At 60.0% G+C, this 11,891-nt stretch carries 11 protein-coding genes; 10 read left to right on the top strand and 1 reads right to left on the bottom strand.

What is annotated here, in order from left to right; translation table 11 throughout:
- Positions 1 to 56: 56 nt before the first annotated feature.
- Positions 57 to 335 (bottom strand): hypothetical protein, encoded by a 279-nt coding sequence (locus AWM69_RS17720; protein WP_131653239.1) that lies wholly within the window; start codon positions 333 to 335, stop codon positions 57 to 59.
- A gap of 253 nt (positions 336 to 588) precedes the next feature.
- Here AWM69_RS17720 and AWM69_RS17715 point away from each other — a divergent pair, with 253 nt between their 5' ends.
- From AWM69_RS17715 to AWM69_RS17675, 10 genes are all read left to right on the top strand, one after another.
- Positions 589 to 849, top strand: a complete 261-nt coding sequence (locus AWM69_RS17715; RefSeq protein WP_131653240.1) for a ParD-like family protein — start codon at positions 589 to 591, stop codon at positions 847 to 849.
- Entirely contained in the window at positions 846 to 1,637 is a 792-nt protein-coding gene (gene map / locus AWM69_RS17710) for a type I methionyl aminopeptidase (protein WP_131653241.1), read from the top strand. The genes AWM69_RS17715 and map overlap by 4 nt, the downstream gene beginning before the upstream one ends.
- A 211-nt stretch (positions 1,638 to 1,848) precedes the next feature.
- Positions 1,849 to 2,610, top strand: a complete 762-nt coding sequence (locus AWM69_RS17705; protein WP_218727767.1) for an aldolase/citrate lyase family protein — start codon at positions 1,849 to 1,851, stop codon at positions 2,608 to 2,610.
- Between the two features lie 26 nt (positions 2,611 to 2,636).
- A complete protein-coding gene (locus AWM69_RS17700) occupies positions 2,637 to 4,745 on the top strand; it encodes a TonB-dependent siderophore receptor (RefSeq protein ID WP_131653242.1) in 2,109 nt (702 codons plus the stop codon).
- A gap of 75 nt (positions 4,746 to 4,820) precedes the next feature.
- Positions 4,821 to 6,020 carry an acetyl-CoA carboxylase biotin carboxylase subunit family protein gene (locus AWM69_RS17695; RefSeq protein ID WP_218727765.1) on the top strand — a complete coding sequence of 400 codons (1,200 nt, stop codon included), beginning with the start codon at positions 4,821 to 4,823 and terminating at the stop codon, positions 6,018 to 6,020.
- Complete coding sequence (locus AWM69_RS17690; RefSeq protein WP_218727763.1) at positions 6,017 to 7,798, top strand: IucA/IucC family protein; 1,782 nt, start codon at positions 6,017 to 6,019, stop codon at positions 7,796 to 7,798. The genes AWM69_RS17695 and AWM69_RS17690 overlap by 4 nt, the downstream gene beginning before the upstream one ends.
- Entirely contained in the window at positions 7,783 to 8,925 is a 1,143-nt protein-coding gene (locus tag AWM69_RS17685; protein ID WP_218727761.1) for an MFS transporter, read from the top strand. Before AWM69_RS17690 ends, AWM69_RS17685 begins: the two co-directional genes overlap by 16 nt.
- Positions 8,922 to 9,221 (top strand): hypothetical protein, encoded by a 300-nt coding sequence (locus AWM69_RS22915; protein ID WP_256930411.1) that lies wholly within the window; start codon positions 8,922 to 8,924, stop codon positions 9,219 to 9,221. The genes AWM69_RS17685 and AWM69_RS22915 overlap by 4 nt, the downstream gene beginning before the upstream one ends.
- Positions 9,151 to 10,692: an IucA/IucC family siderophore biosynthesis protein gene (locus AWM69_RS17680; protein ID WP_373274335.1), complete on the top strand. Its 1,542-nt coding sequence runs from the start codon at positions 9,151 to 9,153 to the stop codon at positions 10,690 to 10,692. The genes AWM69_RS22915 and AWM69_RS17680 overlap by 71 nt, the downstream gene beginning before the upstream one ends.
- On the top strand, positions 10,689 to 11,873 hold the full coding sequence (locus AWM69_RS17675; RefSeq protein WP_218727759.1) for a type III PLP-dependent enzyme: 1,185 nt from the start codon (positions 10,689 to 10,691) through the stop codon (positions 11,871 to 11,873). Before AWM69_RS17680 ends, AWM69_RS17675 begins: the two co-directional genes overlap by 4 nt.
- Positions 11,874 to 11,891: the final 18 nt, after the last annotated feature.

Below are 11,891 nucleotides of genomic sequence, written 5' to 3'. Positions count from 1 at the left end.
GTCCCGTCTAAATAAGCCCTCGGGCGCCAGCCCAAGGGCTTTGCCCTCTGCGGGTCTCAGCGTGAATGAAAACGCCGGTTCAACGCGATTCTTTTCGCCTCGATGATGCGCGCACGTCGGCGCCGGACAGCCACCACCCCTCCCCAGAGACTGCCCATCAGCAGGAGCACACCCGCTGACCAGAATACGTAAGGCATGGCGTTGAATTGCAACCCAAGCCAGAGTCCTGCCTGCCCGATCAGCGTACCGCTATCGTCTGCCGCCCACACCGGCGACGTACTGAGCAGGCTGCATGCAGCAACGCTCGAAACCCGCCATGACATTCGCTGATTCATGGCTCTGCACCGCCGACACGGGTCGAGGCCAGGACTGATAAACATAATGTTCTGCGCGATATCACTTACATCCCCCTGATCGTTTAAATAAAGGCTCATTGCCCGAAAACAAAGAACCTAGACCTTAAACACATCGGATTGTTGCGTGAAGTGTAAAAAACATCGCGCTGCGATGCAGGTGCCGTCGAGTTTGCGATCGTGCCCCCTCATCGACTAATATACGTTTCATATACATTTCGTATCAGGCCATTCAATGGGTATCGTCAAAATCTCAGACCACCTGCATGAAAACCTGCGGGTCGCCAGCAATGCACTGAGCCGCTCGATCAATGCGCAGGCTGAACACTGGATGCGGATCGGCATGCTGACCGAACTGCACCCCAACCTCGATCACAATCAGATCTGCCGCTTGCTGGTACGTGCCGAGCTGGCAGGCGACCTCGATTTGAAGCAGCTGTGCGAGCTGGCCGAGGTTACCCAAAACGCCCAAAACCCTAGCGGAGCCAAACAATGAGAGCCAACGTCACCCTCAACAGCCCTGCGCAAATCGCCCACTCCAAAGTGGCGGGCAAATTGGCAGCCGAGGTTCTGGCCATGATCGGCCCGCACGTGAAGGCAGGCGTGACCACCGACCAGCTGGATCAGATCTGCCATGACTACATCGTGAATGTGCAGAAGGCCATTCCCGGCAATGTGGGCTATCACGGTTTCCCGAAAACCGTTTGTGCATCGGTCAACGAGGTGGTCTGCCACGGCATTCCGTCGAATCGTGTGCTGAATGACGGCGACATCGTGAATATCGATATCGCCGTGATCAAGGATGGCTGGTACGGCGATACCAGCCGCATGTACTTCGTGGGCGAGCCCGATCCGCAAGCCCGGCATCTGGTCAAGACCACCTACGATGCCATGTGCGCCGGCATCCGTGTGGTCCGCCCCGGCGCAACACTGGGCGACATCGGGCACGCCATCCAGTCGGTGGCAGAAAAACAGGGATTCAGTGTGGTGCGTGAATATTGCGGCCACGGTATCGGCAAGGTGTACCACGACGAACCGCAAGTCCTGCATTACGGCTACCCCGGCCAAGGCATGAAGCTCAAGACCGGCATGATTTTCACCATCGAGCCCATGCTCAACGCCGGTAAGCGTCATGTCAAAACCCTTGCCGACCAGTGGACCGTGGTCACCAAGGATTTGTCCTTGTCAGCCCAGTGGGAACACATGGTGGCGGTCACGGACACCGGCTTTGAAGTCCTGAGCCCGTGGCCTGACAGCGTGGATGACTACCCGGCAATCACCTGACCCGAAAGCGGGCTGCCCGGCGCAGCCCGCCACTGCTCAGTCCGGAGGGGGACTTCAGGTCTACGTTCAACCGTCATCAGATATGGCGTTACGCCATGTACGTATTTTCATGATGCGCGTCACGAATCCTGCGACGAGGGACTTAAAAACATTTACATACGATTGCAAATGATTACTATTAACGCACGTCCGCTCTGAAGGATATGCGTCAGTGATACGAACCTCTCCGGTGTTTTCCCGGCTACAACATGGGGACAACGTCTACGGCCTGCTCAACTCTCTGCCTTCGCCGATGCTGTGCGAAATGCTCGCGTTTGCGGGCTACGATTTCGTCATTCTCGACCTTGAGCACTTGCTGCGTTCTGAAGAAGACCTCATGCATTGTGTCCGTGCCTGTGAGGCCGCAGGCATTTCGCCTTGGCTGCGTATCCCTCAAGTGGATGAAAAGCTGATCGGCCGCGCACTGGATGCCGGTATCGAAGCCATCGTGCTTTCACGCACCGAAAGTGCTGCGCAAGTTCAACGCGCCATCGAAGCAGCCTTCTTTCCTCCCTTGGGAAAACGCGGAATCACCGGTGGCCGCATTACCGGATTCGGGCGCCTGCCCTTGCCCGAGTACATCGCCCTGGCCAACCGTCAAACCCCCATTATTCCCATGATCGAAAGCCGCGCCGGGGTCGACGCGCTTGGCGAAATCCTCAAGCTGCCGGGTGTCGGCATGATCATGGAGGGCGCACTGGACCTGTCCCTGGACCTCGGCCTGGGGCCTGATCCTCTTCATCCTCAAGTCTGGCAAATGCTGCAAGACATGGCTGATGCCTGCCTCAGCGCCGCAATCCCGTTCTGCGCAAACCCGCGTACGGCTGAACAGAACACGCTGTGGCGCGCGCGCGGGATTCAAAGTTTTCTGGCCGGGGAAGACCGCGGCTTGCTGCACAACGCATTGAAAGCCCGCCTGCACTCTCTCCAATAGCAAAAATATGAGCCAACGTCGCCCAAATGAAAATAACAACAACACCCCTGCACTTTTCACTCAGCCTTCTCACCTTGGGCATCTGTCACGCTGCCATCGCTGCTGAACCACCCAGCGAATTGACCACGGCCCCCGCCAGTAGCGTGCAACTGGCGCCCATGACGATTCAGGGCGACGTTCTCGGTACGGCCAGTGACCACGAGGTGCGCACCTATGCCGGCAGCCGTAGCGTTATCGACGCCAGCGAACTGAAAAAAGCCAGTGTCCGCGGCCTGGACGACGCGCTGCAGCGGGTCCCCGGGGTCAAGATTTTTGACGAAACCGGCACAGGCGCATTGCCACAGATTTCAGTACGCGGCTTGTACGAAAGTCGCAGCGGCAGAATCCAGGCGCTATCGGACGGTATTCCACTGGCCCTGGCGCCCTACGGTCAAACCGGCCTGTCACTGTTTCCAATGACCATGGCCACGGTCGACCGCATTGATATCGTGCGTGGGGGGGCGGCGGTGCAATACGGCCCGAACAACGTCGGCGGGGTGATCAACTTCATCAGCAAGCCGATTCCGCATACGTGGGAAACCACGCTGCAGGAGAAAATCACGTTCAACCCCGCTGGCCGCCAGTTGTGGGACAGCTACCTGGGAACCGGCGGCTACCTGACCGACAACTTCGGCCTGCAACTGGACATCAACACCCTGAGTGGTGAATACGGGCGCGAACACTCCGACACCGATGTGCAGAACTACCGCCTGCGCGGTCAGTGGAACATCGATGACGATCGCGATCTGAGCTTCGGTATCCAGCGCTACAAGGCCGACATGGACCTGGCCGGAGCCCTCAGCGTCCAGGACTACAAGCATGATCCGCGACAATCGACGCGCCCGCTGGATCGCTTCGAGGGTGACACCAACCGCGTATGGGGCACCTATACCCAGCGGCTGGGCGCCATGGGGCCGTTCGACTCAGTCGAGTTCAGCTGGACCAACTTCGCCCACGACAGCTACCGCAATTTCGTGGTCGGGCTGCCCTTCACACCTGACGGAACAGCGGCGACCAAACAGGATGGCCCGCGCGACTTTAAAGTCTGGGGGACGGAGCCGCGTATCAGTGCCACCATCGATGGCGACACTGTCGGCCAGACCTGGTTGCTGGGTGCCCGTTATGTCAGCGAAGACATCGACTACAAAGTGAATCGCCAGAACATCACGACCGGCGTCACGGCGCCTTTCCGGGACTGGAAGTTTGATGACGACGCCCGTGCGTTCTACATCAGCAATGCCATCACCTTGCTCGATCATCGCCTGACCATCACCCCGGGCGTGCGCTACGAAAACGCCCGCATGGATTACGCTGACGGTATCACCGGAGCCGCCCGCGAGAACAAATCAGAAGAGTGGCTGCCGGGCCTGACTGTGGGTTATCAGGCGACCGACACCTGGTACGTCTACGCCAACGCCCAGAAGTCCCTGCGTCCACCGCAAGTCACGCAAATCGTCAAGGAAGGCGATGTCGGCGCAGAGCTGGCGTGGAACTATGAGACTGGCGTGCGCTACACCCCTTGGGACGGCCTGCGCGCCGACTTCAACCTGTACCGGATCGATTTCGACGACCAGATCGTCTACAACGCCACCACTGACCGCTTCGACAACCTTGGCAGCACACGTCACCAGGGCTTCGAGACCGAGTTATTCTGGACGCCCGAAGCGCTGCCGGCTCTGGACCTGCATGCCAGCTATGCGTACCTCGATGCCAAACAGCGCAACGGCGCATTCAAGGGCAACGAAGTGCCGTACTCCTCGCGCAACCAGTTCACCATCGACGGTCGCTACCGTTTTGCCGAGCACTGGACCTATAACCTCGACGGTCTGTATATCAGCAGCGCCTATACCGATGCTGACAACTCCAGCGATGAAAACGCCACTGCCAGCGTAGGCAAACTGCCTGCTTACTGGGTGTGGAACACCGCCCTTGAACGTGAGTTCGAGCTGGCCGACAAGAGCCTCCTGACCACGTCAGTGGGCATCAGCAACCTGTTCAACCGCGAATACTACTTCCGCGGTATCGACACCAGCCCTTGGGGTCGTCAACCCGCGCCAGAGCGCTCGCTCACCCTAGGCGTCAACTACCGCTTCTAAACCGCGCACTTGCGCCCCTGCAAACCAGTTGCCCGATTCTCCGGGACGGGCAACTGTTGCCCCCAGGAAACTGCCATGCACCGCCCTTTCGTCATTCTTGCTCACGTCGCCCACCCGGCGATTCTCGAAGGTTTCCTGCCGGCCGCGCACAAACGCGGGCTGCCGATCGTGGTCATCACCGACCACGCTCAGGAACATCGACGCCTGCTCGCCACCTCGCACATATCGCCAGATGAGCTACGCGTTATCGAATGTGATGTGTTCAATCCGCTGGCTGTCATCGAAACACTCAACAGCCTGGGCTTGCGCCCCGCAGCCGTGTTCTCCAACAGTGATCACCTTCAGACCGCGACAGCGATAGTGGCTGAAGCCTTTGAATGCCCAGGCAAGGACTGGCGACTGTGCTATGCGGCAAAGAACAAGGCGGCCATGCGCGAGCGCATGCAACGCCTGGGCTTGCACGGCCCGTGGTTCCAGGTGCTGGCATCTCATTCAAAACTGCCGACCGATGCTCCCTGGCCCGTGGTCGCCAAACCCCGGGAAGGCGTCGCCAGCCTGGACGTCAGGCTGTGCCATAACGCCGCCGAACTGGCCATTTACTGCGAGCAATTCTGGCAGCAACAACCGGGCCGGGCACTGTTGCTGGAGGCGTTCATGGAAGGCCCCTTGTTCACCCTCGAGACACTGGGCGACGGGCGCAGCCTGCAAGCCATCGGTGGCTTCGACGTCACCCTTTCAGCGCCGCCGAATTTCGTAGAACTCGCTGCGCGCTGGAATGGGCAAATCAGCCAGGCCCAACGTGCCGCGGCGCTGGCCCAGGTGGCCGCGTTCGGGGTCAATTTCGGGGTTTGCCACAGCGAATTCATTCTGACGGCCCAAGGCCCGGTCCTGGTTGAAATCAACTACCGCAGCATCGGCGATGGCCGCGAATTCTTGCTGGATCGATTGCTGCCACAGGGCTGGTTTGACCGCATCATTGCCTTGCACCTGGGAGAAAAACTGATCGAGGCGCAACCGGCACGTGCCGAGGCAACCGTTCATTACCTTGTGGCCGACCGCTCGGGACGCCTGAACCAGGCCAGCGCCAGTTTCAACATCGAACGTGAAGGCCATTGGTGCGATTACCGAGCACTTCACAACACGGGCGATACCGTGACGATCAGTCATTCCAACAAGGACTATGTCGGCGTTCTCAGGCTGATTGCGCCTGACGACCTGAGCCTCGAAGCACAATTGAGCTCGACCCTGAACGACCTGAAATGGGTGATGGCATGAACCCGTCCCCGGACAACGCAGATCAGGCGTTCATGACCCGACGCATCATCGATTGCTGCCTGCGTGAAGACATCTGCGGGATCGTCAGCAAGGCCGAAATGTGTCAGCTGCCCCACGGGTTAAGCCACTGCTTGCCACAGCAGCCCGACACACACTGGCTACGCATCACACACCTGGGTGCCGATGAACTCTGGCTGCCGGTGGTCAAGGCGTATCCGCTGCAAGACTGGATCGGTACCGGTGACGCCTGGATTGCAGTGTCATCGCACAGCCACACCGAGGTTGAACGCGGATACCGCACCTGGTTGCAGCGTTTGAGCCACGGTCTGGACGAAGAAAGCCTGACATTGTTCGGCGCTTACCTGAAAGAAGCGGATTGCGCAGCCGAACACCGGACCCTGTGCAATCAGGCATATCGCCAATATGCCCCCGCGTTGAGCGACGTGACCGAGCTGAAGGACTGGTCGCAAAGGCTGCTGAAGATCGACCAGCTGGCGAGCTATCTGGACCATCCGTTCTACCCGACAGCACGCGCCAAAAGCGGTTTCGATGGCGCCGCGCTCAAACGCTACGCACCGGAGTTTGCACCACGCTTCGAACTCAACTGGCTGGCCATTCCCAATGAAGCCCTGACCCTGACGAGCCCTCAGCCAGCGCACTGGCCGGACTTCGAGGACGTCGGCTTGTCGCCGGCCTTGCAAGGCAGCCATTCATTAATGCCCGTTCATCCGCTGACGTGGGAGGTGCTTGATCAGTATGGCCTGCCTGAAGGCACGCTCAGGGCTCCCCGTACCGCCCTGCAGGTCGAACCTACGCTGTCCGTGCGGACCGTGGCCTGCATCCGTCAACCTCAGTGGCACATAAAACTGCCGCTGTTGGTCAGCACCCTCGGCGCACGTAATTTACGCCTGATCAAACCCGGCACCTTGTATGACGGTCATTGTTTTCAGACCCTCCTGCTGGCCCTGACAAAACACGATCCGGCCCTGGCAGCACGCTATCTGCATGTCGACGAAAAACACGGCGGGCATGCCGCCGAAAGTCGCCATCTGGCCTATATCGTGCGCCGTTACCCGGACGGTCTGGAGAACATCACACTGGTACCTGTCGCCGCGCTGGCCAGCCCGCTCGTCGATGGCCGACTGTTCCTTGAACAGCTGGTCGAGCGCTTCCATGCAGGTTCGCTGCAACACTGGCTGGACGCTTATCTCGATCTGCTGTTGCAGGTTCATTTGCGACTATGGCTGAAATACGGCATCGCGCTGGAGGCCAACCAGCAGAATGCCGTGGTGATGTTCGAACACGGCCAGCCCTTGCGCCTGCTGATGAAGGACAACGACGCGGCTCGCCTGTGGCCCCAGCGTTTCGCTTCAGCCTGCCCGGATCTGGCTGATCTGCCGGCAGCCTTGCAGGATGAGCGCATTCGCGTCGACAGCAGCCAACCGTTGGCCGAGATGTTCTGCACCATCACCTTGCAGCTGAACATCGTTGCGATCCTGGAAGCATTGGCAACCGCCGGCCTGGCTACTCGATCCAGCCTGTACGGCACACTGCGCCTGCGACTGGAGGCTTGCCTGCAACAACTCGAAGCAGAAGGCATCGACTGTCACGATGCACGCCGATGGCTGCTCGACAGCCCGAAACTGCCGGTGAAATACCTGCTCAGCGCCGGCAGCCTGTTCAGCAAGAAACACTCCGGCGCCAGCGACATCAACAAGTTCTATGGCTACAGCGCTACAAACTTCCTGCTGGAGGACGCCCCATGCAGCGGCGTTTGATTTCCAGCGTCTTGCTCGGTCACTACCTCTCAGCCTTCACGGCGCTGGGTATTCCCTTGTACCTGCCGCGCATCCTGAGCGACCTGGCACCCGACACACCGGGTTGGGCCATTGGCGTGCTGTTCGTGCTGCCGACGCTATGCACCGCACTGGCGGCCCCGCTCTGGGGACGCTGGGCCGATAACAACGGTTGTCGCCTGTCGTTGCTACGTGCTCATGCCGGGCTGTTCGCCGGTTTTCTGTTGGCAGGGTTCAGCCCCAACCTGACGGTGTTCGTCCTGGCGTTGATCATCCAGGGGACTTTCGGCGGTGCAATGGCCGCCTCCAACGCCTATCTGTCGACTCAGTTCAAGGGCGGCGATTTGTCCCGTGCCCTGAACTGGACCCAGTACTCGGCACGCCTGGCAATGATCAGTGGACCGATCCTGCTGGGAGTGCTGACCGCGCAGGGCTTGGGATTAGACCTGTACCGTTACCTGGCCTGGTTACCGCTGCTGGCCTTCATACTGATCCTGCCGCTGCCCAAGGATGCTCCAAAGCATGTCCTGAAAGCCAAGCAGGCCGAAGGCCTGGGTGAGTTGCCGGAAGACATGCCGCGACTGCTGGCCGTGCAGTTTCTGTTCAGCTTCGCGATGGTCGTGACGTTCCCTTACTTCATGCCCTTCGGCGAGCAACTGGGCATTGGCAACGATGCACTGATCGGCCTGCTTTATAGCCTGCCGCATCTGGTTTACCTGCTCGCGCTGCCCTGGGTGCAGAAGCATCAGGGCAACCTGCTATTGCCGGGGCTGGCGCTGCTGGCAATCAGTAATGCGCTGCAGTTCTGGAGCGTGCAAGCCGAACCGCTGTTCATTTTGCGCTTGCTCAGCGGCGCCGGCATGCTGCTCAGCTTTGTCGGACTGCACCGCTGCCTGAGCCAGCGCAGCCGCAAAGGCAGCGCCGGCCGCCTGTTCGGCTGGTTCGATTCCAGTGGCAAATGGGCCGGTGCCGCAGCCGGTGTCGTCGCGGCGCTGGTCAGTCAGACCTGCGGTATCGCCTCTCCCTTTCTCGTTGCCTGCCTGGCGGCCATGACGGCCATGGTGCTCGCGCGCCCTCTATTGATGACTTCCCGGGAGATTCCGGCATGACGCTCGCTCTCAATACCGCATCGCTGAACACGCTGTCCCTGCAGGATCATGCCCTCGACGGCGAAGCCCAGCGGCATGCCATCGAATGCCTGCTCAATTGTTATTTGCGCGAATACGCATTGCCGCGCAACGAAGCGAACCTGCACGATCAAACCCATGATTTGCCCATGAGCCTGCGTCAGGGCAACGGGCGCTGCATCAGCATTGCCCAGCGGCCGGTTGGTGGTGCGTACCGAGCGCACCAGCCTCCTGGGCCGTTGCCATTACAACAGCGCGCCTTATTTCAAAGGCAATAACCAGAGCTGGCAACCCTTGCAGGCCAACGAACTGGCGCGCCTGCTCTGTACCCCACTCAGTGGTGCCGAGCGCGTGAGCGAGATGCTGCAACAGGTCGCCAATAGCCTGCAAATCACCCGCACCTTCCTGCGTCACTCACGCCCGGCCAATGACGAAGCCGACAGTTTGCTGGCGTCCGAGCAACATCAACTGTGGGGCCATGCCCTGCATCCAACCCCCAAAAGTCGCGAAGGTATCTCCCATGACGATTTGCTGGCCTGCTCACCGGAGGTCGGGGCGTGTTTTCAGTTGTACTGGTTCAAGGTCGATCCCACGCTGCTTCGTCATCAGGGCGAAGACCCGCGCAATACCCTGAGTCAATTGTCAGGACGCGACGATGCCTATCCATGCCACCCCTGGGAAGTGGCGCGGGTACTGGCCGATCCGCTGGTCAAGCGCGCTCAGCAATTGGGTTTGATCCAATACCTCGGCCCTCTGGGTCAGGCCATGTACCCGACATCCTCGGTGCGCACCCTCTACCATCCGCAAATGGCCTATTTCCTGAAGTTCTCCATGCATGTGCGCCTGACCAACTGCGTCCGCAAAAATGCCTGGTATGAGCTGGACAGCGCGGTCGCCCTCACTCGCCTGCTCGGCCCGATCATGAGTGAACTGGCCATACAGCAACCGGGCTTTTTGTTGATGCCCGAGCCCAGCGCCACCAGCCTCGATCTCAGCGCTTTCGGCACCCTGGAAGAGGCCCGCGAAGTCACCGAGTGCTTCGGCATCGTTTACCGGGAGAACCTTACCCTCGCCGACCGCGAACAGTACCGACCGCACGTGGCAATGGCGCTGTTCACCTGGGACCAGCAGGATCGCAGTGTCTGCCGTCAACACGTACAGCGCTATGCCGACAACAAGGGGCTGAGCCTTGAGCAGGCCACACTCAACTGGCTCGACGCGTACGCCGGCCAGATGCTCGGCGGCGTGCTGTATTGCCTGTTCCGCCAGGGCGTGGTGCTGGAACCGCACTTGCAGAACACGGTCATTGGCTTTGCCGAAGACGGGCTGCCCTGCCGGGTCTGGATTCGCGATCTTGAGGGCACCAAGCTGGTCCCTGAAATCTGGCCCGCAGCACGTCTGAGTGCGCTGGATGAGCGCACCCGCAGCTCGGTGTACTACAGCGCGCAGAAAGCCTGGCAGCGCGTTGGGTATTGCGCGCTGGTGAACAACCTCGGCGAAGCGATCTTCCATCTGGCCAACGGCAGCGACACCCTGGAGCAACAATTGTGGGCGCGAATCAGCGACCTGCTGAGGGCGCAATCCACGCGTCTCGGCCATCCGCCAGAGTTGCGTGAACTCTGCGCAGGGGGCCCTTTCCCGAGCAAGGAAAACTTCATGACACGTCTATTGATGCGCGCCGACCGCGAGGCCGGCTACACCTTGCTGCCCAGCCCCTTGGCGACCCCTGAAGAGAAGAAAAGCGCATGAGCCTGCCTGCCTCCGTAACTCGACGCATCGAACAACTCAAGCACCAACACGAAACGCCCTTGTGTGCCTATGTCTACGACCTGCCAGCCCTTGAACGACACGTAAAGGCAATGCGTCAGGTGCTGCCCGAAAACTGCGAACTGTTCTACGCCGCCAAGGCAAACCCGGAAGCCCCGGTTCTGAAAACCCTGGCACCGTGGGTGGACGGTTTCGAGGCAGCCTCGGGGGGCGAACTGACCTGGCTGCATGAGCAGTGCCCCGACCAGCCGCTGATTTTTGGCGGCCCCGGCAAACTCGATCACGAGCTGGACCTTGCCCTGCAATACCGGATTTCAGCGTTTCATGTGGAGAGCGTAACCGAACTGCGCAGCCTGGCACGCATCGCACGCCAACGCGGCGAGCGAGCACCGGTCATGCTCCGGCTTAACCTGAAGCTGGCCCAGGCACCCCAGAGCCGATTGGTCATGGGAGGCAAACCCACACCGTTCGGACTGGATGAAGAAGGCCTCGCAAGCGCCCTTCAATTGTTGCAACAAGAGCCGTCTCTGGAGCTCAAGGGGCTGCACTTTCACTTGCTGTCCCACCAGCTGGACTTCGACGCCCACCTTGAACTGATTCGCAGCTACTTCCTGACGTTCCGCCAGCTATGCGCCGACCATCACCTGCAACTGCCGCTGCTGAATGTTGGCGGAGGCATGGGCATCAACTATCAGGACGCGACACAGTCATTCGACTGGTCACGATTTTGTCAGGGCCTGAAAGTGCTCATCGAAGAGTACGACATGGGCGAGACCCGAGTGCGTTTCGAGATCGGGCGCTTCATTAGCGCAGCATGTGGCTACTACGTCATGCAGGTGCTGGACATAAAAAGCAGCCATGGTGAATTTTTTGCCATTGGACGCGGCGGCACTCATCACTTCCGCACACCGGCGGCCCAAGGCCACGACCATCCATTCACGGTACTGCGAGGTTCTCAGCCAGCACAGCTGCGCGATCAGCCCGTCACACTGGTGGGCCAACTGTGTACGCCAAAGGACGTCCTTGCCAGACAACAACCGGTGGCCCAGCTCGCCATGGGTGACCTGCTGGTGTTCACCCTCGCGGGTGCTTATGCCTGGAACATCTCGCACCAGAACTTCCTGATGCACGAACCCCCGCTGAAGGTTTTCATCACGGACTAACCCTCGCAGTCCATCTCC

The organism is Pseudomonas sp. D1HM (assembly GCF_019266105.1).
In the GTDB taxonomy this organism is placed as follows: Bacteria; Pseudomonadota; Gammaproteobacteria; order Pseudomonadales; family Pseudomonadaceae; genus Aquipseudomonas; species Aquipseudomonas taetrolens.
The sequence above is the reverse complement of the archived record's forward strand: the minus strand, read 5'-3'. Positions and strand labels throughout refer to the sequence as shown.

Excerpts from the sequence above, each read along its gene's own strand:
- AWM69_RS17720 (WP_131653239.1), bottom strand. The coding sequence starts at position 335 with ATGAATCAGCGAATGTCATGGCGGGTTTCGAGCGTTGCTGCATGCAGC.
- AWM69_RS17715 (WP_131653240.1), top strand. The coding sequence starts at position 589 with ATGGGTATCGTCAAAATCTCAGACCACCTGCATGAAAACCTGCGGGTC.
- map (WP_131653241.1), top strand. The coding sequence starts at position 846 with ATGAGAGCCAACGTCACCCTCAACAGCCCTGCGCAAATCGCCCACTCC.
- AWM69_RS17700 (WP_131653242.1), top strand. The coding sequence starts at position 2,637 with ATGAAAATAACAACAACACCCCTGCACTTTTCACTCAGCCTTCTCACC.
- AWM69_RS17695 (WP_218727765.1), top strand. The coding sequence starts at position 4,821 with ATGCACCGCCCTTTCGTCATTCTTGCTCACGTCGCCCACCCGGCGATT.
- AWM69_RS17690 (WP_218727763.1), top strand. The coding sequence starts at position 6,017 with ATGAACCCGTCCCCGGACAACGCAGATCAGGCGTTCATGACCCGACGC.
- AWM69_RS17685 (WP_218727761.1), top strand. The coding sequence starts at position 7,783 with ATGCAGCGGCGTTTGATTTCCAGCGTCTTGCTCGGTCACTACCTCTCA.
- AWM69_RS22915 (WP_256930411.1), top strand. The coding sequence starts at position 8,922 with ATGACGCTCGCTCTCAATACCGCATCGCTGAACACGCTGTCCCTGCAG.
- AWM69_RS17675 (WP_218727759.1), top strand. The coding sequence starts at position 10,689 with ATGAGCCTGCCTGCCTCCGTAACTCGACGCATCGAACAACTCAAGCAC.